Source organism: Comamonas sp. Z3 (genome assembly GCF_008121565.1).
Classification (GTDB): Bacteria; Pseudomonadota; Gammaproteobacteria; order Burkholderiales; family Burkholderiaceae_C; genus Comamonas; species Comamonas brasiliensis.
In genome coordinates this window covers 422068-446498 of sequence record NZ_VOQU01000004.1, presented here as the reverse complement: position 1 = coordinate 446498, position 24431 = coordinate 422068, and the positions used below count along the sequence as shown (strand labels likewise).

At 63.8% G+C, this 24431-nt stretch carries 22 protein-coding genes; 9 read left to right on the top strand and 13 right to left on the bottom strand.

What is annotated here, in order from left to right:
• Positions 1-4 precede the first annotated feature (4 nt).
• The gene (gene htpG, locus FSY59_RS14175) at positions 5-1954 is read left to right on the top strand and encodes a molecular chaperone HtpG (RefSeq protein ID WP_003050796.1); all 1950 of its coding nucleotides are present in this window, start codon (positions 5-7) and stop codon (positions 1952-1954) included.
• Between the two features lie 115 nt (positions 1955-2069).
• On the opposite strand, the gene FSY59_RS14170 is transcribed toward htpG, so the two are convergent.
• Positions 2070-3278: an MFS transporter gene (locus tag FSY59_RS14170; protein ID WP_148729171.1), complete on the bottom strand. Its 1209-nt coding sequence runs from the start codon at positions 3276-3278 to the stop codon at positions 2070-2072.
• 19 nt (positions 3279-3297) lie between these two features.
• Positions 3298-3792 carry a RidA family protein gene (locus FSY59_RS14165; RefSeq protein WP_003050800.1) on the bottom strand — a complete coding sequence of 165 codons (495 nt, stop codon included), beginning with the start codon at positions 3790-3792 and terminating at the stop codon, positions 3298-3300.
• Positions 3793-3993: 201 nt separating this feature from the next.
• On the opposite strand from FSY59_RS14165, the gene soxR reads away from it, so the two are divergent.
• Positions 3994-4461, top strand: coding sequence for a redox-sensitive transcriptional activator SoxR (gene soxR / locus FSY59_RS14160; RefSeq protein ID WP_034399339.1), 468 nt, complete (start codon positions 3994-3996; stop codon positions 4459-4461).
• 6 nt (positions 4462-4467) lie between these two features.
• Here the strand turns inward: soxR and FSY59_RS14155 are convergent, their stop codons facing one another.
• Positions 4468-5676 carry an MFS transporter gene (locus FSY59_RS14155; RefSeq protein WP_080731605.1) on the bottom strand — a complete coding sequence of 403 codons (1209 nt, stop codon included), beginning with the start codon at positions 5674-5676 and terminating at the stop codon, positions 4468-4470.
• Positions 5677-5769: 93 nt separating this feature from the next.
• On the opposite strand from FSY59_RS14155, the gene FSY59_RS14150 reads away from it, so the two are divergent.
• The gene (locus FSY59_RS14150) at positions 5770-6504 is read left to right on the top strand and encodes a TetR/AcrR family transcriptional regulator (RefSeq protein WP_232536062.1); all 735 of its coding nucleotides are present in this window, start codon (positions 5770-5772) and stop codon (positions 6502-6504) included.
• A gap of 1 nt (position 6505) precedes the next feature.
• Complete coding sequence (locus FSY59_RS14145) at positions 6506-6967, top strand: hypothetical protein (RefSeq protein ID WP_187427919.1); 462 nt, start codon at positions 6506-6508, stop codon at positions 6965-6967.
• 22 nt (positions 6968-6989) lie between these two features.
• On the opposite strand, the gene FSY59_RS14140 is transcribed toward FSY59_RS14145, so the two are convergent.
• Positions 6990-8024 (bottom strand): serine/threonine protein kinase, encoded by a 1035-nt coding sequence (locus tag FSY59_RS14140; RefSeq protein WP_003050810.1) that lies wholly within the window; start codon positions 8022-8024, stop codon positions 6990-6992.
• Between the two features lie 178 nt (positions 8025-8202).
• Between FSY59_RS14140 and FSY59_RS14135 the strand changes: the two genes are divergently transcribed.
• Positions 8203-8868 carry a 2'-5' RNA ligase family protein gene (locus tag FSY59_RS14135; RefSeq protein ID WP_003050811.1) on the top strand — a complete coding sequence of 222 codons (666 nt, stop codon included), beginning with the start codon at positions 8203-8205 and terminating at the stop codon, positions 8866-8868.
• On the opposite strand, the gene FSY59_RS14130 is transcribed toward FSY59_RS14135, so the two are convergent.
• From FSY59_RS14130 to FSY59_RS14110, 5 genes are all read right to left on the bottom strand, one after another.
• On the bottom strand, positions 8865-9281 hold the full coding sequence (locus tag FSY59_RS14130) for an organic hydroperoxide resistance protein (RefSeq protein ID WP_003050813.1): 417 nt from the start codon (positions 9279-9281) through the stop codon (positions 8865-8867). The two genes, FSY59_RS14135 and FSY59_RS14130, sit on opposite strands and share 4 nt — an antisense overlap.
• Positions 9282-9333: 52 nt before the next feature.
• Positions 9334-9807: a MarR family winged helix-turn-helix transcriptional regulator gene (locus FSY59_RS14125; protein ID WP_003050815.1), complete on the bottom strand. Its 474-nt coding sequence runs from the start codon at positions 9805-9807 to the stop codon at positions 9334-9336.
• A gap of 139 nt (positions 9808-9946) precedes the next feature.
• Positions 9947-11272 (bottom strand): serine hydrolase, encoded by a 1326-nt coding sequence (locus FSY59_RS14120; RefSeq protein WP_187427918.1) that lies wholly within the window; start codon positions 11270-11272, stop codon positions 9947-9949.
• A 21-nt stretch (positions 11273-11293) separates the two neighbouring features.
• Positions 11294-12109: a crotonase/enoyl-CoA hydratase family protein gene (locus FSY59_RS14115; protein ID WP_003050819.1), complete on the bottom strand. Its 816-nt coding sequence runs from the start codon at positions 12107-12109 to the stop codon at positions 11294-11296.
• A 75-nt stretch (positions 12110-12184) separates the two neighbouring features.
• Positions 12185-13033, bottom strand: a complete 849-nt coding sequence (locus FSY59_RS14110) for a 3-hydroxybutyryl-CoA dehydrogenase (protein ID WP_003050821.1) — start codon at positions 13031-13033, stop codon at positions 12185-12187.
• A gap of 197 nt (positions 13034-13230) precedes the next feature.
• Here FSY59_RS14110 and FSY59_RS14105 point away from each other — a divergent pair, with 197 nt between their 5' ends.
• Complete coding sequence (locus FSY59_RS14105; RefSeq protein ID WP_148729168.1) at positions 13231-14823, top strand: GMC family oxidoreductase; 1593 nt, start codon at positions 13231-13233, stop codon at positions 14821-14823.
• Position 14824: 1 nt separating this feature from the next.
• Here the strand turns inward: FSY59_RS14105 and FSY59_RS14100 are convergent, their stop codons facing one another.
• Genes FSY59_RS14100 through FSY59_RS14090 form a run of 3 tightly spaced genes read right to left on the bottom strand, consistent with a single transcriptional unit; the run spans position 14825 to position 19624 of the window.
• The gene (locus FSY59_RS14100) at positions 14825-16039 is read right to left on the bottom strand and encodes a diguanylate cyclase (protein WP_050874021.1); all 1215 of its coding nucleotides are present in this window, start codon (positions 16037-16039) and stop codon (positions 14825-14827) included.
• A 9-nt stretch (positions 16040-16048) separates the two neighbouring features.
• Positions 16049-17500: an AMP nucleosidase gene (locus tag FSY59_RS14095; RefSeq protein ID WP_034399332.1), complete on the bottom strand. Its 1452-nt coding sequence runs from the start codon at positions 17498-17500 to the stop codon at positions 16049-16051.
• Positions 17501-17545: 45 nt separating this feature from the next.
• Positions 17546-19624 (bottom strand): bifunctional diguanylate cyclase/phosphodiesterase, encoded by a 2079-nt coding sequence (locus FSY59_RS14090; RefSeq protein ID WP_050874019.1) that lies wholly within the window; start codon positions 19622-19624, stop codon positions 17546-17548.
• 160 nt (positions 19625-19784) lie between these two features.
• Here FSY59_RS14090 and FSY59_RS14085 point away from each other — a divergent pair, with 160 nt between their 5' ends.
• Genes FSY59_RS14085 through FSY59_RS14075 form a run of 3 tightly spaced genes read left to right on the top strand, consistent with a single transcriptional unit; the run spans position 19785 to position 23041 of the window.
• Positions 19785-20759 (top strand): cation diffusion facilitator family transporter, encoded by a 975-nt coding sequence (locus FSY59_RS14085; RefSeq protein ID WP_003050831.1) that lies wholly within the window; start codon positions 19785-19787, stop codon positions 20757-20759.
• Complete coding sequence (gene dtd / locus FSY59_RS14080; RefSeq protein WP_003050833.1) at positions 20756-21205, top strand: D-aminoacyl-tRNA deacylase; 450 nt, start codon at positions 20756-20758, stop codon at positions 21203-21205. Before FSY59_RS14085 ends, dtd begins: the two co-directional genes overlap by 4 nt.
• Positions 21206-21259: 54 nt before the next feature.
• Positions 21260-23041 carry a dipeptidase gene (locus tag FSY59_RS14075; RefSeq protein ID WP_148729167.1) on the top strand — a complete coding sequence of 594 codons (1782 nt, stop codon included), beginning with the start codon at positions 21260-21262 and terminating at the stop codon, positions 23039-23041.
• 31 nt (positions 23042-23072) lie between these two features.
• Here the strand turns inward: FSY59_RS14075 and FSY59_RS14070 are convergent, their stop codons facing one another.
• Positions 23073-24398: an amidohydrolase gene (locus tag FSY59_RS14070; RefSeq protein WP_148729166.1), complete on the bottom strand. Its 1326-nt coding sequence runs from the start codon at positions 24396-24398 to the stop codon at positions 23073-23075.
• Positions 24399-24431: the final 33 nt, after the last annotated feature.

Genomic DNA, 24431 nt, shown 5'->3' with positions numbered 1-24431 from the left:
GCTCATGACAAAGCAAACCCATTCCTTCCAGGCCGAAGTGGCCCAACTGCTGCACCTGGTTACGCATTCGCTGTATTCCAACCAGGAAATCTTCCTGCGCGAGCTGATCTCCAATGCTTCGGATGCTTGCGACAAGCTGCGCTTTGAAGCGCTGGGCGACGCCAGCCTCTACGGCGATCAGCCCGAGCTGGAAGTGCGCGTTTCCTTTGACAAGGCTGCTCGCACGCTGACCATCACCGATACCGGCATCGGCATGAGCGAGCAGGAAGCCATTGACAATCTGGGCACGATTGCCAAGAGCGGTACCAAGGCTTTCATGGAAAAGCTCAGCGGCGACCAGAAGGCCGACTCGCAGTTGATCGGCCAGTTCGGCGTGGGCTTCTACTCGGGCTTCATCGTGGCCGACAAGATCACCGTGGAAACCCGCCGTGCCGGTGCGCCGGCATCGGCCGGCGTGCGCTGGATCAGCGGCGGCACCGGCGACTTCGAGATCGAGCAGATCGAACGCGCCCAGCGCGGCACCAGCATCATCCTGCACCTGCGTGACGACGCCGAGGAGTTTCTCAACGGTTACAAGCTCAAGCAGGTCATCTCCAAATACTCCGACCACATCAGCCTGCCCATCCTGATGGAAAAGGAAGAATGGAAGGAAGGCGAGAACGATCAGCCCGGCGAGATGGTCAAGACCGGCGAATGGGAAACCGTGAACAAGGCCAGCGCCCTGTGGACCCGCGCCAAGAAGGACATCACGGAAGAGCAGTACAAGGAGTTCTACAAGGCCATCAGCCATGACTTCGAGGACCCGCTGACCTGGAGCCACAACCGCGTCGAAGGCAATACCGAGTACACGCAGCTGCTCTATATCCCCGCCAAGGCCCCGTTCGACCTGTACCAGCGCGACAAGCACGCCGGCATCAAGCTCTATGTGAAGCGCGTCTTCATCATGGACGATGCCGAGGCGCTGATGCCCCAGTACTTGCGCTTTGTGAAGGGCGTGATCGACTCCGCCGATCTGCCGCTGAACGTGAGCCGCGAGCTGCTGCAGGAAAGCCGCGATGTGCGCCTGATCCGCGACGGCTCGGCCAAGCGCGTGCTTTCGATGCTGGAAGACCTGGCACGGCATGACAGGCATGAAGCCGCAGCTGAGGCTGCCGATGGCGTGCAGGATGTCGTCAGCGAAGAGGACAAGGCCAAGGAAGGCAAGTTCACGCAGTTCTACAACGAGTTCGGCGCCGTGCTCAAGGAAGGCCTGGGCGAGGACTTCGGCAACAAGGAGCGCATTGCCAAGCTGCTGCGCTTCGCCACCACCACGCATGAAGGTCTGAACACCTCGTTTGCCGACTACAAGGCTCGCATGAAGGAGGGTCAGGACGCGATCTACTACATCACGGCCGACACCCTGGCTGCGGCCAAGAACAGCCCGCAGCTCGAAGTGTTCAAGAAGAAGGGCATCGAAGTCCTGCTGATGACCGATCGCGTGGACGAGTGGGCGCTCAACTATCTGCACGACTTTGACGGCACGCCGCTGCAGTCCGTGGCCAAGGGTGCCGTGGATCTGGGCAAGCTGCAGAACGAGGAAGAGAAGAAGGCCGCCGAGGAAGCCGCCGAAGCCTTCAAGCCCGTGCTGGCCAAGCTCAAGGAAGCACTCAAGGACCGTGCTGAAGACGTGCGCGCCACCAGCCGCCTGGTCGACTCGCCCGCCTGTCTGGTGGTCAGCGACGGCGGCATGAGCCTGCAACTGGCCCGCCTGCTCAAGCAGGCCGGCCAGGCCGCGCCCGAGTCCAAGCCGGTGCTGGAAGTGAACCCCGATCACGCCCTGGTCAAGAAGCTGGACGGCTCCGTCCACTTCAACGATCTGGCCCAGATTTTGTTCGACCAGGCCGTGCTGGCTGAAGGCGGGATGCCCGAGGATCCGGCTGCTTACGTCAAGCGTGTGAACGCGCTGCTGGCCTGAGCGGTTCGTTCTCCCCGATAAAAATCCCCGCAGAGTGGTGGCCCTGCGGGGATTTTTTTTTATGATTCCTCGCTGTATCGCTTATGGGTAGGTCGCTACCAGCTATAAAAATTGATTAGTTGCGTGAACGTGCCAGCAGGCTGCGATCCCAGAGCACCATAGCCAGGGTGAGCAGGCCCAGCAGGCCGCCCATGAGACTGGTGCCGGTCCAGCCATGTGCCAGCCAGGCCCACGAGCCCAGTGCCGAGCCGAGGGAGGCTCCGAGAAAGTACGTGGTCATATAGACGGCATTGATGCGCGATCTGGCCTCGGGCGCCAATGCATAGATCACGTTCTGGTTGCTGATGTGCAGGGCCTGCAGGGCGCCGTCGACCACCAGCAGACCGAGCAGAAACCACCAGATGCTGCTGCCGCCCAGCCACAGGCACAGCCAGCCCAGCAGCATCAGAATGGCGCCGGCCAGTGTGGCGGACTGCTCCAGTCCCTTGTCGGCCATGCGTCCGGCCACATTGGCCATCAGTGCGCCGGCAATGCCCACGATGCCGATCAGGCCGATCATCAGGTCCGATAGTTCAAAGCCCGGCCCGGCCAGCAGCAGCGCCATGGTGGAGAACAGCACGCTCACGGTGGCAAAGCCGGTGCCGCCAATCAGCGCACGGCTGCGCAGGCGCGGATGCCGGCGCAGCAAGTCTCCCAGAGACTTCATGACTTCGCCATAGCTGACGGGAGCGGCGGGAGCCGCCTTGGGCAGGGCCCGTGCCAGCAGCACGGCCATGAAGGCGGTGCTGCTGGCCCCCACCCAGTAGACGGTGCTCCAGCCGCCCAGATCGGACAGAATCCCCGCCACGCTGCGCGAGGCCAGAATGCCGATCAGCAGGCCGCTCATGACCAGGCCGACGGCACGCCCGCTGGCGCCAGGGGCGGCAAAGGTGGCGGCCATGGGCACCAGCACCTGGGCAGCCACCGAGAACACGCCGGCCATCAGGGTGCCGGCGGCGAGCAGCGCGAAGCTGCCCGCCAGACCGCTGATGCCCGACAGCAGCATGCCGCAGGCGGCCAGCAGCATCAGGATCAGAACCAGGCGGCGGCGCTCCAGCATATCGCCCAGCGGCACCAGAAACAGCAGTCCCAGGCCATAGGAGACCTGGGCCATGGTCACGGTGCTGGAGGCCTGGGCATCGCTGATTTGCAGATGCTGGACCATGGAGTTGAGCAAGGGCTGATTGAAATAATTGGCTCCGGCGCACAGGCCGCAGGCCGTAGCCATGAGCAGCAGGGTGGTTCTGGAGAGGACTGGGGTGGCCGCTGGTGTTGTGGTTTTCATGAGGCGCTCAGGTGCAGGGTCAGGCGGCAATGGCGGCTTTGGCGTCCATCGCCATGGACAGGGCCGCCGTGGCCTCCACCTCGATCAGCATGCCGGGCAGGGCCAGCTTGGGCACGGGAATCAGCGTGCAGGCCGGAAAGCGCGGCCGCCTGTCGCCGGGCTCGCCGCTGCCCCAATGCTCTCTCACGGCGCTTTGCCAGTGCTCGAAGCGCTCCAGCGAATGATCGACGATAAGCACGGTGAGCTTGAGCACATGGCCCATGTCCGCGCCACCGGCGGCCAGGGCGGTCCTGATGTTGGCAAGAGCCTGCGCAGCCTGCAGGGCAAAGCTGTCTGGCAGCTCGGCCAGGGCGTTTTCTCCGCCCTGGCCCGAGACGAAGAGCCAGCGCAGCGGCTCCTGAACGGAGACCACATGGGTGTAGCCATTGGGCAGGCTGTCGTAGAGACCGGCGGGCTGCAGATAGCGCGGTTGCGGTGAAGGGGCTTGGGCAATGAAACTGGGCTTGGCGTCCATGAAAGTCTTTCAGGCAAGGCTTGTCCGGCAGGGCCCGCCAGCAGCAGGCCTTTGTTCCGGAAGCCGCTGGAATTGTTCAACCTCAACTAAGCTTGAGGTCAAGAGGTTTGTATGACCACACAGGATTGCGGTCATGGCGGCCAGACAGGGACAACGGGAAAGCAGCGGGAGATGACGGTGAAGTGTGAAGAGACCGGCGATATGAATGGATGCGGAAACGGCCTGGTGGCCGAGGTTGAGGGAATGCCGGATCTCAGTGTGGGAGAGGTCGCCAGCCGCAGCGGGGTGGCGGTATCGGCCCTGCATTTCTATGAGAAGCAGGGCTTGATCGAGAGTGCGCGCACTGCGGGCAACCAGCGCCGCTATGCGCGAGCGGTGCTGAGACGGGTGGCCGTGATCAAGGTGGCTCAGCGCATGGGCGTGCCCCTGGCCGAGATCGCGCAGGCACTGGCCCATCTGCCGGCCAACCGCGTACCCGGCAAGGCCGACTGGAGTCGCCTGTCCTTGCACTGGCAGGCACAGCTCGATGCACGCATTGCCATGCTGACCCTGCTCAGGGATCAGCTCGACTCCTGCATAGGCTGCGGCTGCCTGTCTCTGCAGGCCTGCCCGCTGCGCAACGACCATGATTGTCTGGCGGCGCAAGGGGCCGGCCCGCATTTTAGATAGCCGCGTTCACTGGCGCGGAACGGGCAGCACGCGTGCCCGTGCGCTGATGACGCCCAGCAGTGCCGACAGCAGGCCCAGGCAGGCACAAAAGGCTATCAGTGCGCCCGTCAGACCGATATGGTCGGACAGCCAGCCCATGCCCAGGATGGGGACGATGGTGCCTACATAGCCCACGACCAGATAGGTGGACAGCAGGCCCGTGCGGTTGACGGGCTTGGAGACCTTGTTGACCACGGCCATGCCCGACAGATTGCACAGTGCATGACCGCAGGACATGCTCAGCACACTCAGTGCGAACAGCCATGGCGAGCCGGCAAACAGATTGAGAACCAGCAGGGCATTGGTCGCCGCCAGGGCGAAGAAGCCGATGATGATCAGCCGCTTGGTGGGGTAGGGCCGGGCGATGAGCTGGATGCCGGCCGACAGAAACAGGATGACGCCGATGGACAGGCCCGAGACCGCAGGTCCATGCCAGGGCAGCATCTGGGCCATGAAGCTGGGGGCCATGGCGGCAAACAGGCTGAACATGCCGAAGGCGGAAAACGCCGCCATGCAGCCCAGCGCATAGTGGTAGATAAAGGGCTTGCGCGGCTGGGAGATGCTGGGAAGAACATCTTTCAGCGTCAGGCCGGGCGCGCTGTGGACGGGCGCAGTGGTCGCCGGTAGCTGGATCCTGAACAGCGCATGAATGCCCAGAAAGCTCAGTGCGATGGGCGGCAGATAGCTGCTGACCAGGGGGAATGGCACCCATTGCGCCATCAGGCCGCCCACCACGGGCCCCAGGCCGAAGCCGAAGGCAATCGTCAGGCTGGTGGTTGCAGCCGCACGCTGCAGGTCCCCCTTGTTATTGAGCTGTGTCATGCCTATGGAGGCCGAGGTGGTGATCAACCCCGAGGCCAGGCCGATGATGAAGCGGGAAGCACCCAGGCTCCAGGTATTCCAGGACAGGGCAGAGCCGATGACGCCCACGGTCATCACCATCAGTCCCAGGCGCAGCACTTTGAGAAAACCGAAGAGGTTGGTCAGACGGCCCAGAAACAGCAGGCTGATCAAGGCGCCCAGCATATAGGTCACGAAAATCTGCGTGATATGGCTGGGCTGCAGATCCCAGGCCTGCTGGTAGAGCGGGTAGAGCGGGCTGGCAAGCGCTGTTCCCATGACGCCGACGCACATGGAAAAGCACACCCAGGCATAGGGACTCAGACGGGATTGCATTGGGAAAGCATGGGTGGAGCAGTCATCCGCATGTCCGGTGTGGGCAAGTCGGCTTGACCTAGAATTATTAAAAATGACTAATTGGTCAATTTTATGAATTCTAGAAAAGGATTTCAGCGCATGGCGGATGGCGCAGCGGCTGCCCCTTGCGCAGACCCGGATATCGGCCCGCAGGCAAAGCGTCAGCGGCGCACGCGTGGCCCGAGTCTGGACAAGACGGCGCAGACGCGTCAGCAGATTGCCGAGGCCGCACTGGCCGAGTTCGTGGAGTGCGGCGTGGCCCGCAGCACCATGGAGCGCATTGCCTGTCGCGCGCAGGTGGCCAAGGGCACGCTGTATCTCTACTACCCGTCCAAGGACGAGCTGCTGCGAGGCGTGGTGGAGCACGCGCTGCGGCATTCGGCCGTCTATCAGCCGCTCCGGCGCCGCAAGGGCGAAACGGTGCGCGCCTTTCTGCGCCGCAGTCTGCTGCCGACGCTGGAGGCCGTGGACAGCAGCGAGCGCGGCATGCTGGCGCGTCTGGTTCTCAGCGAGGCACGGCATGCGCCCGAGCTTGCCAGACTGTACAAAGAGCTGGCTTTTGATGCCTGGCAGAACTATGTGCAGGATCTGCTGGCACTGGCCGTGAAAGAGGGGGAGCTCAGGACCCGCTCGGTCAGCCGCAGTGCCCAGTTGCTGGCCAGCCCGTTCTGGATGGCGCTGGTGCACAACAACCTGCTGGCCTCTGAGGGCTCGCAGAAGCTGGCCCTCAAGCCGCTGGTCGAGCTACTGATTGATAACCTTTTTGCGGGCACGGCCGGTGACAATGTGGCTGTTCAACGTCAGTGAGATGAATTCCATGCCAGTCACCATCAAGCCCGGTCATCACAGAATCCTGAGCACGGTCTGCGCCGCCGCTCTGGTGCTGGCCTTGCCCGCCTGCGGATCCGTCGGGGCCGGAGTGGGCGTCGGGATTCCGGTGGGCCCGTTTTCCGTGGGCGTGGGTCTGGGCAGCGGCGGTCTCAGCGCAGGCGTCGGCACGGGTGTCGGGCCTGTCGGTGTGGGCGTAGGCGTCAACCAGCGCGGGCAGGTGCTGGGCAGTGCTGGCGTCGGCGCGTCCACCGACGTGGGTGGTGCCAGCGTGGGTGTCGGGGTGGGATCCTCCACCGTGCTGCATGACCCCAATCGCCCGCAGGCGCCAGAGGTGCAGCCCGTGCCGCCCGCTGCCCCCGCGCAGAGCAGCGATGCCGTGCAATGGCGCGATGCACGCGGACAGCTCGTGCCGGAATGCCGTTTGCAGGGGCGCTGCTAGCTCTTTGCAGGCATGGACCGCCCTAGGCGTAGAGCGGCTCCAGCTGCATGGCTTCGATCTGTTCGTTCAGCATGTCCACCTGGCCCTGCCAGTAGTCGGTGCTGCCGAACCAGGGGAAGTTGATGGCAAAGATCGGGTCCTGCCAGCGGCGCGCCAGCCAGGCGCTGTAATGCAGCAGGCGCAGGGTGCGCAGAGGCTCGATCAACGCCAGCTCGCGCCGGTCGAAGCTGCGGAACTGCTCATAACCCTCGAGCAGGGCCGACAGCTGCTGGGTCTGCTGGCCTCGGTCGCCCGAGAGCAGCATCCACAGATCCTGCACGGCGGGGCCGCTGCGTGCATCGTCCAGATCGACAAAATGCGGGCCGCCATGGCCTTCGTCATCCAGCGGCGTCCAGAGAATGTTTCCCGGGTGGCAGTCGCCATGCAGGCGAATCTGCGTCGCAGAATGCAAGCAAAAATGGCCTGCAGCGCTTAATCCATCAGCGGATGGCGCTATCAATGAAAGAGCTTTGTCGCAAGCCTGCTGCCAGCGGCTGCGTACTTCGAGCGCGACGACCTCATGTTCGAGAAGATAGTGCATGGATTCGTAGCCAAAGCTTTTCAGGTTCAGCGCCGGGCGATGGGTGAAGGGCTGGGCGGCCCCCACGGTGTGGATGCGGGCCAGAAAACGGCCTATCCATTCCAGCACCTCCCAGTCGTCGAGCTCGGGGCGGCGCCCGCCGCGCCAGGGGCTGATGCTGAACAGAAAGCCCGCATGCTCATGCACGGTCTGCCCTTGCAGCGCCAGCGGTGCCACCACGGGAACTTCGCCAGCCGCCAGCTCCTGGGAGAAGGCATGTTCTTCCTCGATCTGGGCGCGGCTCCATCGGCCTGGACGGTAGAACTTGGCGACGACCTTGTCGCCCTCGTCCTGGTGGGCCAGATAGACGCGGTTTTCATAGGAGCTCAGCGCCGTCAGCCGTCCGTCCGGCACAAGGCCCGTGCTGCACAGCGCATCGATCACGCAATCGGGCGTGAGGTCCGCATAGGGGTGAGAGGGGTCTTGGGTATCGCTCATCCTCGCATTGTCAGGCTCAAACAGGCTCTTGCGAACTGGATGGCATGGCACATGCGTGGGCAAAGTTGCTTTTGATTTGATAGCTGCTGCCGCTTCTCTGGCGGATGTTGGTGGCCGAAAATCCCGGGAAAACTGACCGGAATGCCTTGCATGTCGTCCGAGCTGGCACACTGCCCGCATGCAAGAGAGCGAAGCACTTTCACAGCCCTGCGAGGACCGGGATTTTGCCGAGTGGCATCAAGGTTGCCCCTGGTGTGCGGTCTGGGTGGTGATGCTGCAAGGCCATGGTCTGGGGTCCGTGCTGCAGCAGGCCAGATCCAGGCTTGGTGATGCCTTGCTGCCGCGCCATGCGCGCCAGCCGCATATCACGCTGGCCTATAGAGGGCTGTGCCGGGGAGGGGACGAGCATGCGGCGCGGGAATATGACCGGCTGGCGCTGCGCGCCGATGTCGCCATGCTGCAGAGCCTGCGGCTGCGCCCTTTTGCCGTTCAAGTGGCGGGGGCCGGCAGCTTTACCACCGTGCCCTATCTGGGCATAGGCCAGGGGCAGGAATGCCTGCAGCAGCTGCATGCAGCACTGGTGCCTGCAGAGCCCGCGCCGGGCTGGCGCTATGTGCCCCATGTGACCCTGGGCCACTATGCGAGGCGGCTGCCGCTGCGAGAGGCTGTGGACAAGTTGCTGGCACTGATCCGGGACTTGCCGGTCTTCGAGGTAAGGCAGCTGGCACTGGTCCGCTATGCGGCGGCCGATATTGCGGGGCCGCTGACGCTGGAAGGTGTCTTCGAACTGGACACCGGGCGCTATGTGGCTGCGCCCGGTGCCCTATGGTCTGAGCCGCTTTAAGCGATGGTCAGCGTCACGCCGATATTGCCGCGTGTGGCGTTGGAGTAGGGGCAGACCTGGTGAGCGGTGTCCACCAGTTGCTGGGCCGCAGCCTTGTCCATGCCGGGCAGGCTGATCTTCATGCGCACGGCGATGCCGAACACTTCGCCCACGGGGCCCAGATCGACTTCGGCATCCACCGACAGGTCGGCGGGCAGGGTGATCTTCTGGCGAGCGGCCACGGCCTTCATGGCGCCGATAAAGCAGGCGGAGTAGCCGGCGGCAAACAGCTGCTCGGGATTGGTGCCCTTGCCGGCGCCGCCGGGCGAGCTCAGCTGGATGTCCAGGCGGCCATCATCGGTGCGCGAATTGCCTTCGCGTCCGCCGGTGGTGTGGGCGTGGGCGGTGTACAGAACCTTGTCGAGTTGGGCCATGGTGTCTTCCTTTGCGAGATTGCCCGGCAATGCGGGCGGGTGGAGGAAATCGTCAGGAGTGGCTGCGGCGCGGCGCCAGCCGTGCGCGCAGTGTGCCGAGCTGGCCCGTGAGGGCCTGCAGTTCGGGCAGGGTGCACTGCGTGCTCTGAAGCACGCAGGCAGGTATTTTTTCGGCCTCGGCGCGCAGTGCCCGGCCGGTATCCGTGAGGGCGATGCGCACGCGGCGCTCGTCCTGTGCATCGCGCTGGCGTGCCAGCAGGCCTGCACTCTCCAGTCGCTTGAGCAAGGGCGTCAGCGTGCCTGAATCCAGGTAAAGACGTTCGCCCAGTTCCGAGACCGTGAGTTGGTCGCCTTCCCAGAGCACCAGCATGACCAGGTACTGAGGGTAAGTCAGGCCTATGGCATCCAGCAAGGGTTTGTAGAGCTTGGTCATGGCCAGCGATGCCGAGTACAGCGCAAAGCAGACCTGATTGTCCAGGCGCAGCAGCTCGGAGCTGTCGGGGAGAAGGTTGTCATCGGATCGCATGGGTTGAATTATTGCAGACAATTAAATTGCGCGCAATTTAATTTGCAGATCGCCGGGCCCAAGGAGGCAGTGCAGAGGTCCGGAGCAATGCAAACAGGCTCCGTGCACGGAGCCTGTCGCGGCTGAAGCTGTCCCGTGCCTAACGGGCGGTCAGCGCATCGGCCAGGGCCTGGTACATGGGCAGGCTGGTCGGGTCTATGCCTGCATTGCCCGCAATCGGGTGGGAGGCATAGCGCACCACCACCATCTGGGCCTTGGGGTCGATGTAGATGGCCTGACCGTGAATGCCGCGCGCCATATAGGCTCCGTTGGGGTTGTGCGAGACCCACCACATATTGCGATACGACCAGCCGGGCAGCGTGGCATAGCCGGCCTTCACAAACTTGGCCGGGTCGGCGCCGCGGCGGATGTCCTGGACCACGGCCCTGGGCAGCACCTGCTGGCCGCTGGCGGCGTGGCCTTCGTTGCGCATCAGCTCGCCGAAGCGGGCCAGGTCGCGCAACGTGGTGTTGAGGCCGCCGCCGCCCGATTCCGTACCGATGCGATCCACCATGAAGTAGGCGTCCTGCTCGGCTCCGATGCGGCTCCAGATGCGTTCGGACAGCAGCTGGGCCAGAGGCTTGCCGCTGGCGCGGCGCACGATCCAGGCCAGAACCTCGGCGTTGGCCGTCTTGTAGGCAAAGCCCTGGTCATGCTCGCCCTCTTTCTGCAGGGTCTGCAGAAATTCGTAGAAGCTCCTGGGGCCGGCATAGTCCTTGCCCTGCGCCATCATGCCGCCGGAACGGGCGTAGTCCCAGACTTCGGCCTTGGGGTCGGCGTAGTTCTCGGAGTACTTCACGCCGATCGTCATGTCCATCACCTGGCGCACCGTGGCGTCGCCATAGGCGGTGTTCTTCATCTCGGGCAGATAGTCGGTCACCGGTGCCTCGGGCTTGATGAGCCCCTCGTGGGCCAGCAGGGCGGCCAGGGTGCCGACAAAGGACTTGGTGACCGACATGGCCAGGTGCGGGCGCTGCGGCTCCAGCGCACCCAGATACTTCTCATAGATCACGCGGCCCTTGTGCATGACCAGAATGCCGTCGGTGTAGTTGCGATCCAGTGCCTGGGCAAAGGTCAGCTCTTCGCCCGTGCCCATGACCTTGAAGCGCACTTGCTCGATGTCGACCGGAGCCGAGCGCAGGGCGCTGGGAGCACCCGGGCCGCGCCAGACATTGGCCGTGGGCGTGATTTCTCGGATATGCGAGAAGGTCCAGCGTATGCGGGGAAAGGTGTTGCCTACGGGGTTGTCGAAGGTGATTAGCTTGTCGGCAGCGGGCGGAAAGCCCTGCATCCAGCCCATGGCCTGCACGCTGGTGCTGATCGGGTCGGGCAACGCGGGTGCGGCAGCCTGTGCATGGACTGCAGAAACCATAGCTGTCAGCGCAAGTGGCACAAGCGTTCTGCGCGTAAAAGACTTCAAGCTCATCATTACCTCTTGGACTTGGGATTAATGACCGGTAAAACGGGCTGGGCGTTTCTCGATGAAGGAGCGCACGCCTTCGGCGGCGTCCTCACTGTTGGCCAGGCGCTGCTGCACGGGAATGAAGTCGGCCACGGCGGCGGCCTGGCCCAGCTCTATGGCCTTGAGGACATTCAGGCGGGTGGCCACCACGGCCTGCGGTGCCTGGGCGGCAATGCGCTCGGCAATGCGAAAAGCCTCGTCCAGTTCCTGGCCTGCGGGTACGACTTTTTGTACAAAGTGGCAGCGCAGGGCCTCGGCTGCGTCGAAGGCGTCCCCGGTCAGCAAATGCAGCATGGCATTGCCCACGCCGGCGCGCTCGGGCATGCGCAGTGTGGCGCCGCCCGTGGGCATGATGCAGCGCTGCACCTCCATCTGTGCAAAGCGGCTGCTGTCGGCAGCGACGACGATATCGGCGCCCAGCATCAGTTCTATGCCGACGGTAAAGCAGATGCCTTTGACGGCGGCAACCATGGGCTTGGTTCGGCGGCGGTAGCCGGGCAGGCCATAGTCGTGCGGCTCCACGAGGCCGGCAGGGATGGCTTTCTGGCCAGTCCTCATGAATTCGGCAATGACGGGCAGATCCAGCCCCGCCGTGAAATGATCGCCGAAAGCATGGAGCAGGCCCACGCGCAACCCAGGCTCGTCGTCGAGCCGGGTATAGGCCTCTGCCAGTTGCTGGAACATGGCCGGCGTCCAGCCATTGCGCTTGGCCGGGCGGTTGATGCCGATCAGCAGCACATGGCCGCGGACTTCACAAGAAATGCAGCCCTCGGGCGGAGGGCTGGGATGGTCGATTTGCATGGCAGGTCTCCTGCTGCAACCTTAGACGGCTGCCGCAGCCGCCGCAGTCGCGCACAAGACCTGAAGGCCGGCGATTTAGTAGGTGTAAACACCCTGGCCGGTCTTGCGGCCCAGACGGCCGGCAGCCACCATTTCGCGCAGCAGGAAGCAGGGGCGGTACTTGCTGTCGCCGAATTCCTTGAGGTAGACCTCCATCACGGCCAGGCAGACGTCCAGACCGATCATGTCGGCCAGGGCCAGCGGGCCAATCGGCTGATTGCAGCCCAGCTTCATGCCTGCGTCGATGTCCTCGGCCGAGGCCGTGCCTTCGCTGAGCACCTGGAAGGCCTCGTTGATCATGGGCACCAGAATGCGGTTGACCACAAAGCCGGGAGCGTTCTTGACGGTGATGGGCGACTTGCCCAGTTTTTCCGACAGGGCCTTGACCGCATCGTGGGTGGCGTCGCTGGTCTGCAGGCCGCGGATGATCTCCACCAGGGCCATCATGGGCACGGGGTTGAAGAAATGCATGCCGATGAACTTGTCGGCACGCTGGGTGGCGGCCGCCAGCTGGGTGATGGAAATGGACGAGGTGTTGGTGGCAACGATCACATCCTGTGCCAGCAGGGTATCGAGCTGCTTGAGGATCTTGACCTTGAGCTCGTAATTCTCTGTGGCGGCTTCGATCACCAGCTGTGCCGACTTCAGATCGTCGTAGCTGGTCGAGGTCTTGATGCGTGCCAGCGCTGCGCTCTTGTCGGCTTCGCTGATCTTTTCCTTCTTGATCAGGCGGTCCAGGCTGCCGGCCACGGTGGCCAGGCCTTTTTGCACGGCGGCCTCGGAGATGTCCACCATCACCACGTCGATGCCCGATACGGCGCAAGCCTGCGCGATGCCGTTGCCCATGGTGCCGGCGCCGATGATGCCTACGGTTTGGATTGCCATCTTTTTTGTCTCCATTCAGATAAGTGCGTTTGAACGGGAAAATGTTATCCCGGTTCTGACCGGGTTTGACCCTAGTCGGGCATGGTTGGCGTGTTAGGAGTCATCACGATGACAGTGTTTTTTCTGCACGACCGTGTTTTTCCGCGTTTCGCCGCTGCAGACCTCTGGTCAGAATTTGCAGCAAAAGGAGTGTGGACATGCGTGACTATCTGGTGGTGGGAGGCGGCTCCGCTGGTGCGGTTCTGGCAGCCAGGCTCAGCGAGAACCCACAGGTCAGCGTGACCTTGCTGGAGGCGGGGGGCGAGGACACCAGCGTGCTCATCCACTGCCCCGCAGGGCTGGCGCTGATGGCCAAGCAGAAAAACTACAACTGGGCCATGAGCACGGTGCCGCAGCCCGGGCTCGGTGGTCGGCGGGGCTACCAGCCGCGCGGCAAGGTGATGGGTGGCTCCAGTTCCATCAATGCCATGATCTATCTGCGTGGCCAACCTGGGGACTATGAATATTGGAGCGCTCAGGGCAATCCAGGCTGGGGCTGGAGCGATGTTCTTCCCTATTTTCTGAAGGCCGAATGCAATACGCGCGGCGCGGACGCACTGCATGGTGCCAGCGGTCCCTTGCATGTCTCCGATCTCTGCGACCCGAATCCGCTGGCCCAGGCCTTTGTGCGCGCAGGCGTGCAGGCCGGTCATGCGCACAACCTCGACTTCAACGGCACTGCTCAGGACGGTGTGGGTCTGTATCAGGTCACGCACCAGAAGGGCGAGCGCTGCAGTGCGGCCAAGGCTTATCTGACGCCGGTGCGCGGCAGCCGGTCCAATCTGGAAATCATCACCGCTGCCCAGGTGCGGCGGGTTCTGATGGACGCACGCAAGGCCGTCGGCGTGGAATATGTGCAGGCAGGGCATGTCAGGCAACTGCTCTGCCGACGCGAGGTTCTGCTCTGTGCCGGCGCACTGCAGTCGCCGCAACTGCTGATGCTCTCGGGCATAGGGCCGGGTGAGCATCTGCAGCAGCTGGGCATCGATGTCGTCCACCACCTGCCAGGCGTGGGCGAGCATCTGCACGACCATCCCGATGTGGTCCAGGTGGTGGATGGCCCGCAGCTCAAGGACAGCTTCGGCATCTCGCTTGCCGGTCTCAGGAATGTCTGGCAGGGCATGGGCCGCTGGCGCCATGAGCGCCGGGGCATGCTGACCAGCAATTTCGCCAAAGCCGGCGGCTTTATCCGTAGCCGGCCCCAGGAGCCGGTGCCCGATCTGCAGCTGCATTTTGTGGTGGGCAAGCTGGTCGACCATGGCCGCAAGACCTTGCTGGGCCATGGCTACTCCTGCCATGTCTGCCTGCTGCAGCCCAAGAGCCGGGGGCGCGTCAGGCTGGCCTCTGCCGACGCGGGCACCATGCCGCTCATAGACCCGGCCTTTTTTGCCGAGGCCGACGATATGCAGCGCATGGTGCGCGGCGTGCACCGCATGCGCGACATTCTCGATCAGCCCGCGCTGGCCCGTTTCGAGGGGCGGGAGCTGAAGCATTCGGCGCAGGCGCGCAGCGATGAGGAGATTGAGCAGTTCATCCGCCGTTACGCCGACACCATCTATCACCCCGTGGGCAGCTGCCGCATGGGCCCGGGCGCTCTGGACGTGGTCGATGCCCGCTTGCTGGTGCATGGGGTGCAAGGGCTGCGCGTGGTCGATGCCTCGGTCATGCCGCGCATCGTGAGCGGCAACACGAATGCGCCGACCATCATGATTGCCGAGAAGGCGGCCGATCTGATCAAGGCTGCCTGCTGACTCAGGCCAGCGGAGCCAGGTCGGATTCGACAGGGTTCTCGTCGGGTGGAGGAGTCAGGGTGGTGTACTCCACCCGTCCCCGGCCCTGCTTCTTGGCTTGCTGCAAGGCAGCATTGGCGTGGCTGGACAGCTCGTTGAGGCTCAGGCCCTTCCAGGCCGCAGGGACCAGTGCGCAACCCGCGCTGAAGTCCAGCTCCACCTGCAGCTCGTATTGCGCGCCAATCTGCAGTGTGGATTTGATGCGCGTCAGCAGCGATCTGACGCCCTGCTGGTCTGCGTGAATCAGCAGGCAAAAGGACTCTCCCTGCCAGCGGGCCACGACCTCGTCGCCGCGCATCTGCTTTCTCAGGGTGCGTGACATCAGCTGCAAGGCCTCGTCTCCGGTCTGATAGCCATGGCGGCGATTGATGTGCGAGAAATGATCCATGTCGATCAGGATCAAGGCCAGCGGCAGGTCTTCGCGTTGTGCCCGGTTGAGCATGTGGCGGGCCTGGTTGCGGATGGCCTGGCGCAGCGGCAGGCCGGTCAGGCTGTCTTCGGGCTTGTCCGCCTGCTGCCGGCGGTGTTCCTCGTCACGCCAGGCCATCAGGATCGCCACAAACAGGATGGCGGTGAACAGGGGCACCAGCCAGGGCGGCGACAGGCCGGGATCAAGCTCTTGTTCAAAGCTGTAGACCCAATGCGCATGCAGAGCCAGAGAGCTGCGAGCGAGCAGGGCCAAGGCCGTGCACAGACCGATGCCGAAGAACAGATAGCGCCAGGTCCTGGCTGCCGGGGTACGCGGAAACAAGGCCAGGCTGGCCAGCGAGGCAATCGCCAGGCCATAGCAGATGTTGAACCAGAAAAGCCGGTAAGGCTGGCTTTGAATCAGTATCAGCTCGCCGGCCAGGGCAAGCAGGCAGAGCACGGCGAGCGCGCGCACCAGCGACTGTCTTCTGGGGCCCAGCCAGCCCTTGAGCGCCTTTTGCAGCTGCCACAGAGCGCTTGTCGAGGCGGCGGTCGCCGCCACCGACAGCAGCGTGTTCCAGGTCAGCGAGGTGGAGCGCGTGGCGCTGAGCACCAGCAGCCAGGCCAGGCCTTGCAGCAACAGGAATTGCTGCGCATTGCGGGCGGCCCGGCTCAGCTGGGGGCCCATGAACCATGGCAGGGAGAAGGCGACCAGCATCAAATTGACGGCGACCATCAATGTCATGGAGAACTGGTCGACCTCGAGCATGGCAGGGCCTTACTGGAAGGCCACCTCGTCAAAGCTGCGCAGCTTGCGACTGTGCAGGCGGTCGGAGCCGCCTTCACGCAGTATGTCCACGGCACGCATGCCGATGCGCAGATGCTGGTCCACGCGCTCGCGATAGAAATGGTTGGCCATGCCGGGCAGCTTGATCTCGCCGTGCAGCGGCTTGTCGCTGACGCACAGCAAGGTGCCATAGGGCACGCGGAAGCGGAAGCCGTTGGCGGCAATGGTGGCAGATTCCATGTCCAGCGCCACGGCGCGGCTCTGGCTGAAGCGGCGCTGGGGAAGGTTGTCGGGCAGCAGCTCCCAGTTGCGGTTGTCGGTGCTGGCCACGGTGCCGGTGCGCATGATGCGCTTGAGGTCGGCACGCTCCATCTGCGTCACGTCGGCCACGGCCTGCTGAAGCGCGACCTGGATTTCGGCCAGCGCCGGAATCGGCACCCACAGCGGCAGCTCTTCGTCCAGCACATGGTCCTCGCGCACATAGGCATGGGCGAGCACATAGTCGCCCAGTTGCTGGCTGTTGCGCAGACCCGCGCAATGGCCCAGCATCATCCAGGCATGGGGGCGCAGCACGGCGATATGGTCGGTGATGGTCTTGGCATTGGCCGGGCCGACACCGATATTGACCATGGTGATGCCGCTGTTGTCCGCGCGCACCAGGTGGTAGCCCGGCATCTGCGGCAGGCGCGGCGGCGCATTCCCGAGCTCGTCGACGGCTTCGGCGGGCAGGCCGGCGCGGCGGGTCACCACATTGCCGGGCTCGACAAAGGCGATGTATTCGCTGTCCTCCTTGGCCATTTCGGCATGGCCCAGACGGATGAATTCGTCGATATAGAACTGGTAGTTGGTGAACAGCACGAAGTTCTGGAACCAATCCGGGGCCGTGCCTGTGTAGTGGCGCAGGCGGTGCAGCGAGTAATCCACGCGCGGCGCGGTAAACAGCGACAGAGGCAGGGCCTCGCCGGCCGCCGCGCGCCAGGTGCCGTTGGCGATGCCGTCGTCCATGGATTCAAGATCCGGCAGATCGAACACATCGCGCATCAGCATGCGGCGCTCCGGCGAGAGCGAGCCTTCGATATGGTCGTTGTCGGCGAACGAGAAATGGATAGGGATGGGCTTGTCGCTGAGGCCCACTTCGATGGGCACCTGATGGTGCAGGATCAGCAGGCGCAACTGCTCGCCGAAATAGCTGGCAAACAGGTCGGGCCGGGTCAGCGTGGCCTCATAGGTGCCGGGACCCTCCACAAAGCCGTAGGTCAGCTTGGTATCGGCCTGCGCCACCGTGGTGGTCTTGATACGCACAAACGGGTAGTAGGCGTGAATCGGCGCTGCCGGGGTTTCTCCCGCCACGAAGCGCTGCATGGCAGCTCGCAGATGATCGATCTGCTCGCGGTACAACTGCTGCACATGGGCTAGCGCCTGGAGGGCGTCCGTATGGAACATGCTGCTGTTCTTATGAGAGGGTGTCGGTGTATTCGAGGCCATGCACTATTGTCTTTGTAGCAGTTGACAGTGTTGCGACATCCATGCCGAAGCCTGCTCGGCAGGTAATGGCGCTGACACGAGAAACCCTTGCATCATGGCACAGCCCATCTCTCTGAGCATGTCCAGCTGTTCAGTGCTTTCCACACCCTCGGCCAGAATCTCCAGATGCAGACTCTGGCCCATCTGCACGATGGCATTGACGATGGCGGCGGCATCCGGGTTGTGTGGCAGATCGGTCACGAATGAGCGGTCGATCTTGAGCCTGTCTATGGGGTGCTTGCGCAGATAGGCGAGAGACGAGTAGCCGGTGCCGAAGTCGTCGATGGCCAGGCCCACCCCCAGCGCCTTGAGGGCATGCAGGGTCTGCTGCATCTGGTTGCCCGAAAGCATCAGCGTGGTTTCTGTCACTTCGATATGCAGATAGCAGGCTTCCAGCCCCGTGTCGGCCAGAGCCTGGGCCACTTCCTTGACGACATCGCGCTGGCGGAACTCCTGTGCCGACAGGTTGACGGCCACGGGGATGGCGGGAAAACCCTGTTGCTGCCAGGCATGGGCCTGACGGCAGGCCTGATTGAGCACCCAGCGATCCACGGCCGCGATCAGCCCCCGGTTCTCGGCAAAGCCGATGAATTCGTCGGGCGAGACCAGGCCACGGTGCGGGTGCCTCCAGCGCACCAGGGCTTCGAAGCCTGCAAGCTCGCCTGTCTGCATCAGGGTCTGCGGCTGGTAATGCAGCTCGAACTCGCCGCGTTCCACGGCGTTGCGCAGCATCTGCTCCTGCATCAGCATGCGTGTTGCGCGGCTCTCAAGCGCTGGCGTGTAGAACTGGGAGAAACTGCGGCCGCGGCTCTTGGCCATCTGCATGGCGGCCTCGGCATTGCTCAGCAGGGATGCTGGGCATTTCCCGTCCTTGGGATACATGGCGACGCCGACACTGACGGAAATCACCAGCTGGGTGCCCTCTATCAGATAGGGCGCCTCTGCCGTGGCGCGCAGTCGCGCGAGCAGGGCCTCGGTCTCCAGCAGGCTTGGGTTGTCGGGGAGCACGATGACAAAGTCGTCACTGCCGGTGCGGGCCACGATATCCTGAGTGCCGACGGTGCTTCTGAGCCGCTGCGCCAGCTCGCACAGCAGCAGATCTCCAGCCTGATGGCTGAGCGAATCGTTCACCGACTTGAACTGGTCCAGGTCCAGCGACAGCACCGCCAGGCGCGACTGCTCGCCGGCTGCCCTGGCGATGGCGTCGGCCAGCAAATGGTTGAGGCGGGCCCGGTTGGGCAAATGCGTCAGCAGGTCATGCTGGGTCAGATAGTCCATGCGCTGCCGGGTCTGGAGGTTTGCGGTCAGGTCGCGCAGCAGGACGATGCGGTGCCGGTCTTTTTCCCCGGGCATGGTGCTGGCTTCTATCTCCACCGGGACGAGCTGGCCGTTCTTGTGCACGACCACGGACTCAAGACGATCTTCACGCTCGCTGCGCATGTTCTGCAGCGCCCGCAGACGCGCCTCGGGCGCCACGTAATCGAGCACCGGCGTTCCGCGCAGCTCGTCGAGCGAATAGCCAACCAGCCGGGAAAGCGCATCATTGCCGTCCATGATGACGCCATCGCGGTGCAGCACGATGGCTTCGGTGGTGATGGCAGCGAACTTGCGCATGCGCTCTTCGCTGTCGCGTATCTGCTGTGTCGCCAGATGATGGTGGCTGACGTCGGTCATCAGCGCCACGACCCCCTTGAGCACGCCTTTTTCCTCATGCGGGCGCAGCACCGCCTCGATGTGCTGCAGTCGGCCGATCTCGTTTTCGACCTGGCGCGTATAGCGCAGGGTCTGGGTGCTGTCCACCGCCACGGAGTTCAGATAAGGTTCGATCTGTGTCCAGACCGGCTCGCCCACGACGTCGCGCACATCCATGCCCACGATGCTTTGCATGGTGTGACCGAAGTGCTCTGCATAGCGCGCGTTGGCAAAGCGGCAGGCACGGGTTTCGGCATCAAAATAAGCCAGCATTGCGGGTGCTGTATCGGCCACCAGTCGAAGAATGGCGTCCTCATCCCTCGCTTGCTGTGCTGTCGACGTATCAGGCATGCGCCTCCCTTTTTTCTGGGAGTATTTATATAGGAATCAGGCCAGCCTCGACCATGACATGTCCATCACGATAAGGGATTGTGAATTGCTTTTCAGACAACTTGCAAAGACTATTGATGTATCAGAACACTTGGTGATATAGAGGCCCAGGAACCCGAATATGCTCAATTCCGACCTCTCAAGCTCTTCAAAATGGCTGCAGCCGCACAATTTGCTGCGCCTGTCCGTGGTGGTGGCGCTGCTCACCATCGTTCTCAAGACCCTGGCCTGGTGGCTGACCGGCTCGGTGGGCCTGCTGTCCGATGCGCTGGAATCTTTCGTGAATCTGGCCGGTGCCATGTTTGCACTGACCATGGTGACCGTGGCCAAGCGACCGGCGGATACCGAACACCCCTATGGACATTACAAGGCGGAGTACTTCTCGGCCGGTTTCGAAGGCGTGCTGGTCATAGGCGCCAGCCTGGCGATTGCCTGGGCAGCGCTGTCGCGGCTGTGGAACCCGCAGCCCCTGGAGCAACTGAGCTGGGGCCTGATGCTGTCGCTGCTCAGCACGGTCTTCAACGGGCTGCTGGCATGGGTCATGCTGCGCTCCTCGCGCAAATACCGTTCGATGGCGCTGGAGGGCGATGCACGGCATCTGCTCACCGATGTCTGGACTTCGGTGGGCGTGGTGGTCGGCCTGCTGGCTGCGGCCCTGACGGGCTGGCTGTGGGTGGATGCCGCGGTGGCTCTGGCCGTGGCCGTGCATATCTGCGTGCAGGGTGTGCAACTGGTCTGGCAGTCCTCGCAAGGCCTGATGGATCAGGCGCTGGATGCGCCGCAGCGCCTCAGGATAGACACTTTGCTGGACAGCTTCGCCAGGCGCAGCGAAGGCGTGAGCTTTGACAATATCTCCAGCCGCCAGGCGGGGGAGCGCAGCTTTGTGGACTTTCACATGCATGTTCCCGGCCAGTGGAGCGTCCAGCGGGCGGCACAATTGCGCTCGGAGATTGAAGCCGCGCTGCTGCAGGCCATTCCAGGCCTGTATGCCCGCATCGAGCTGCTGCCCATGGGCATGAACACGGTCAGTGAAGTGGCCGATGGAGAGCAGGGCGGCGAAGCACAGGGCGCGGCCAGGGAAGGTTTCAGTACATGATGAGTGTGATTCAGCGCGTCAAGCAGGCGCGCGTGGAGGTCGACGGCCGCATTACCGGTCAGATCGGCCAGGGTCTGCTGGCGCTGGTCTGTGCCGAGCGCGGCGATACCGAGGCCGAGGCCGACAAGCTGCTGGCCAAGATGCTCAAGCTGCGCATCTTCAGCGACGAGGCCGGCAAGATGAACAAAAGCCTGCAGGACGTTGGCGGGGGGCTGCTGGTGGTCAGCCAGTTCACGCTGGCGGCCGACACCAGGGGCGGCAACCGCCCCAGCTTTACGGCCGCCGCCGCGCCCGACGAAGGCCGGCGACTCTACGACTATTTTGTGGACCAGGCCAGGCTGGCCCACGCTCAGGTGCAGACCGGTGAATTTGCCGCCGACATGCAGGTGCATCTGGTCAATGACGGGCCCGTCACCATTCCCATGCGCATGGAGCCGCAGGCCTAGGCAAGGCCAGGCCTGCGCGCCCATCCGTCACCACGATTTCAACAAGAGCTGTCCATGAAGCCATCCTGCAAGCCCTCTTTATCCCTCATCGCCGCCGGCCTGATTCTCGGTCTGGCCGGCGCCAGCCTGCCCATCCAGGCGCAGACCTTGAAGAAACCCGCGCTGGACGCACTGATCGCATCATCCGCTGCGCCCCCCCCAGAATCCTTCAAGGCCTTTGCGCAGCAGGCAGCCAGGGCCGAGCCTGGCGTGGCGGCAGCCGTGCAGCGCTATACGCGCGGCCAGACGCTGTCGGACGGCGAACTCGCGGATATCGCCCGGTTGCTGGGGGTATACAACCGTTTGACCCAGGAGACAGCGGTGCTGGAAAGCCTGCAGCGCATGGTGGCGCTGCCCACGGTGCGTGATTCCAAGGTGCCTGCGCATGAGAGTCCGGCCATCCTGGACTTCGGCAAGCTCGTTGCATCCATGGCTGCTGAATTCGGGCTGCGCTTTCGCAATGTGGACAACCGCATCTTTGAAGTGACGCTGCCTGCCAATGCGGCGAGCCGTGCCAGCGAGGCCACCGAGTTCGGCATCCTGACCCATGCCGATGTGGTGCCGGTGGTGGCTGCCGAGTGGGTACTGGACGGCAAGCAGATCAATCCTTTCCAGGTCACCCGTGTGGGCGACCGGCTTTATGGGCGCGGCACGATTGACGACAAGGGCTCCATCGCCACCGTGCTGTATGCGATGAAGGCGGTCAAGGACAGCGGTCTGCCGCTGTCGCGCAGCATTCGCCTGATGATAGAGACCACCGAGGAAACCGGCGGCGATGCCATGAAGTACTACCAGAGCAAGACCGCGCTGCCGCAGTACAACATCGTGCTGGACAGCAAGTATCCGGCCGTGGTCGCTGAAAAGGGCACGGGCGCGCTCAAGGCCTTGTTTGCGGATGTCGCAGTGGATGCCGCCAGGCCCGCCATCACCGCCATGGCCGGCGCCGCCTCGGCCAACTCCATTGCGCAGACGGCCTCCGCCACCGTCTCCGCCACCGATGCGGCTGCGCTGGATCAGATCGCGCAGCGGCTGTCCAAGGACAAGGACGACTTTGTGCGCCGGCACGAGGCGCAGGGGAAGTTCTCCATCGACGTGCAGCGCGCCGAGGGCCAGGTCACGGTCAAGGTCAGCGGCGCATCCGCTCACGGCTCTCGTCCTGAAGAAGGGGTCAATCCCGTGCCGCGCCTGGCGCTGTTCCTGCAGCAGAGCCTGATGCCGGAGCAGGGCGCGGCGCTGCTGCAGCCCAATCAGTACAGTCAGGCCGTACGCTATATCAATGGCGTGTTCGGCCTGGACTATCTGGGCCGGCAGCTGGGCATTGCCTATGCCGATGATTTCATGGGGCCGCTGACGCTGTCGCCCAACCTCATCAAGTCTGCTGACGGCAAGCTGGAGGTGACGGCCAATGCGCGCATGCCGCGGGGCAAGACGCCCGAGCAGCTGCGCGCCGAGGTGGAACAGGGCATTGCCCGCTGGAGCGATGCGGCCAAGGTTGCGGTGACCGTGCAGTACACACAGGGCAACTGGATGGCCCGCGACCCCAAGGGCGCGTGGCTGGGCACCCTGCTCAATATCTTTGGCGACACCACGGGGCTGGACGCCAGGCCCGTGCCTACCGCAGGCAGCACGACGGCCAAGCTCATGCCCAACGCCATCAACTTCGGTCCGGCCATGCCCGGCAAGAAGTACACGGCCCACAATGCGCTGGAGTACCAGGAACTGCCGGACCTGCGCACGGACATGCAGATGTTCACCGAGATGCTGGTGCGCATCGGCAATCTGCAGCAGATGCAGTGACGGCAGCCCCGATGGCGGGGCTGGCTTGCAGTTACTGCATCACGTTCATGACGGCCAGCGTCATGGTTTCCACGCCGGTCTTGAACGTGGGTTCGGGCTCGGGAGCGAAGAAGGGCGAGTGATTGAAGGGCAGCGGCTTGCCGCCGGGCTGGCTGGCCTGTGCCACTTTCTGGGGATCGGACACACCCAGGATGTAGAACATGGACGGCACGCCCTGGTTGATGAAGTCCGAGAAGTCCTCGCTGGCCGTGGCCGGGGGGATGGGCAGCACGTTCTTGTCGCCCAGCGCAGCCTTGAACAGCCTGACCGTGCGATTGACCAGCGCCGCGTCATTGACCACGGCGTCCGAACCCTTGGTCAGCTTGATCTCGGGGGCCGGCGCACCGGACATGGCGGCCTGCGCCTTGGCGCTGCGCTCTATGCCGTCATGCAGCTTGCTGCGCACCTCGCTCTTGTAGCTGCGTATCGTGCCCAGCAGCCGCGCCTGATCGGGAATGATGTTGCCCGCGCTGCCTGCATTGAAGGCACCCACGGTGACCACGCCGAATTCCATGGGGTCTTTCTCGCGGCTGACCACGCCTTGTACATCGACCACAAAGCGCGAGGCCATGAGCACGGGGTCTATGCCTTTGTCGGGCATGGAGCCATGGCTGCCGCGACCGTGAAACGTGATGTCCAGCGAGTCCGAGTTGGAGGTCGCCGCCCCGGCCACATAGCCCACCGTGCCATAAGGCATGGAGCCGGTGTGCAGCGCAAAGGCGTAGTCGGGCTTGCCGAACTTCTTGAACAGGCCGTCGGCCAGCATGGCCTTGGCTCCGGTCACGGTTTCCTCGGACGGCTGGGCCACGAACATCAGCGTGCCCTTCCATTGTCTCTTCAGGCCCAGCAGCGCCTGCGCCGTGCCCAGCCAGCTGGTCATATGCATGTCGTGGCCGCAGCTATGGGCGACAAAGCTCTCCTTGCCGTTGTACTGGGCCTTGGCCCTGCTCGCATAGGGCAGGCCGGTTTTTTCCTCCATGGGCAGGGCGTCCAGCTCGGTGCGCACCATGACGGTGGGGCCCGCGCCATTGCGATAGATGGCGACCAGGCCGGTCTTGCCGATGCCCTCGGTGACTTCAAAGCCCAGCCTGCGCATCTCGGCCGCCAGCTTGGCGGCGGTGCGCGTTTCCTGGAAGCCCAGCTCGGGGTTGGCATGCAGGTCTTCGTAGATGCCGCGCATCTGCGGATACATCTGGGCGATCAGCTGCTGCAGCTGGGGCTTGAGCGGCTGGGGGTCCAGCTCTGCTGCCTGGGCCGAGCCCAGAGTGACGGCCAGCGCGGCGACGGCGCAGAACTTGCGGGTAAGGCTAGGGTGCATGTGAGGGTCTGTGGTTGGCTTCAAACAGAGGCG

Excerpts from the sequence above, each read along its gene's own strand:
- FSY59_RS14110 (WP_003050821.1), bottom strand. The coding sequence starts at position 13,033 with ATGGCAATCCAAACCGTAGGCATCATCGGCGCCGGCACCATGGGCAAC.
- FSY59_RS14140 (WP_003050810.1), bottom strand. The coding sequence starts at position 8,024 with ATGAGCGATACCCAAGACCCCTCTCACCCCTATGCGGACCTCACGCCC.
- FSY59_RS14115 (WP_003050819.1), bottom strand. The coding sequence starts at position 12,109 with ATGCAAATCGACCATCCCAGCCCTCCGCCCGAGGGCTGCATTTCTTGT.
- FSY59_RS14170 (WP_148729171.1), bottom strand. The coding sequence starts at position 3,278 with ATGAAAACCACAACACCAGCGGCCACCCCAGTCCTCTCCAGAACCACC.
- dtd (WP_003050833.1), top strand. The coding sequence starts at position 20,756 with ATGATGAGTGTGATTCAGCGCGTCAAGCAGGCGCGCGTGGAGGTCGAC.
- FSY59_RS14075 (WP_148729167.1), top strand. The coding sequence starts at position 21,260 with ATGAAGCCATCCTGCAAGCCCTCTTTATCCCTCATCGCCGCCGGCCTG.
- FSY59_RS14070 (WP_148729166.1), bottom strand. The coding sequence starts at position 24,398 with ATGCACCCTAGCCTTACCCGCAAGTTCTGCGCCGTCGCCGCGCTGGCC.
- htpG (WP_003050796.1), top strand. The coding sequence starts at position 5 with ATGACAAAGCAAACCCATTCCTTCCAGGCCGAAGTGGCCCAACTGCTG.
- FSY59_RS14085 (WP_003050831.1), top strand. The coding sequence starts at position 19,785 with ATGCTCAATTCCGACCTCTCAAGCTCTTCAAAATGGCTGCAGCCGCAC.
- FSY59_RS14100 (WP_050874021.1), bottom strand. The coding sequence starts at position 16,039 with ATGCTCGAGGTCGACCAGTTCTCCATGACATTGATGGTCGCCGTCAAT.
- FSY59_RS14165 (WP_003050800.1), bottom strand. The coding sequence starts at position 3,792 with ATGGACGCCAAGCCCAGTTTCATTGCCCAAGCCCCTTCACCGCAACCG.
- FSY59_RS14135 (WP_003050811.1), top strand. The coding sequence starts at position 8,203 with ATGCAAGAGAGCGAAGCACTTTCACAGCCCTGCGAGGACCGGGATTTT.
- FSY59_RS14130 (WP_003050813.1), bottom strand. The coding sequence starts at position 9,281 with ATGGCCCAACTCGACAAGGTTCTGTACACCGCCCACGCCCACACCACC.
- soxR (WP_034399339.1), top strand. The coding sequence starts at position 3,994 with ATGAATGGATGCGGAAACGGCCTGGTGGCCGAGGTTGAGGGAATGCCG.
- FSY59_RS14125 (WP_003050815.1), bottom strand. The coding sequence starts at position 9,807 with ATGCGATCCGATGACAACCTTCTCCCCGACAGCTCCGAGCTGCTGCGC.
- FSY59_RS14150 (WP_232536062.1), top strand. The coding sequence starts at position 5,770 with ATGAATTCTAGAAAAGGATTTCAGCGCATGGCGGATGGCGCAGCGGCT.
- FSY59_RS14145 (WP_187427919.1), top strand. The coding sequence starts at position 6,506 with ATGAATTCCATGCCAGTCACCATCAAGCCCGGTCATCACAGAATCCTG.
- FSY59_RS14155 (WP_080731605.1), bottom strand. The coding sequence starts at position 5,676 with ATGCAATCCCGTCTGAGTCCCTATGCCTGGGTGTGCTTTTCCATGTGC.
- FSY59_RS14105 (WP_148729168.1), top strand. The coding sequence starts at position 13,231 with ATGCGTGACTATCTGGTGGTGGGAGGCGGCTCCGCTGGTGCGGTTCTG.
- FSY59_RS14095 (WP_034399332.1), bottom strand. The coding sequence starts at position 17,500 with ATGTTCCATACGGACGCCCTCCAGGCGCTAGCCCATGTGCAGCAGTTG.
- FSY59_RS14090 (WP_050874019.1), bottom strand. The coding sequence starts at position 19,624 with ATGCCTGATACGTCGACAGCACAGCAAGCGAGGGATGAGGACGCCATT.
- FSY59_RS14120 (WP_187427918.1), bottom strand. The coding sequence starts at position 11,272 with ATGAGCTTGAAGTCTTTTACGCGCAGAACGCTTGTGCCACTTGCGCTG.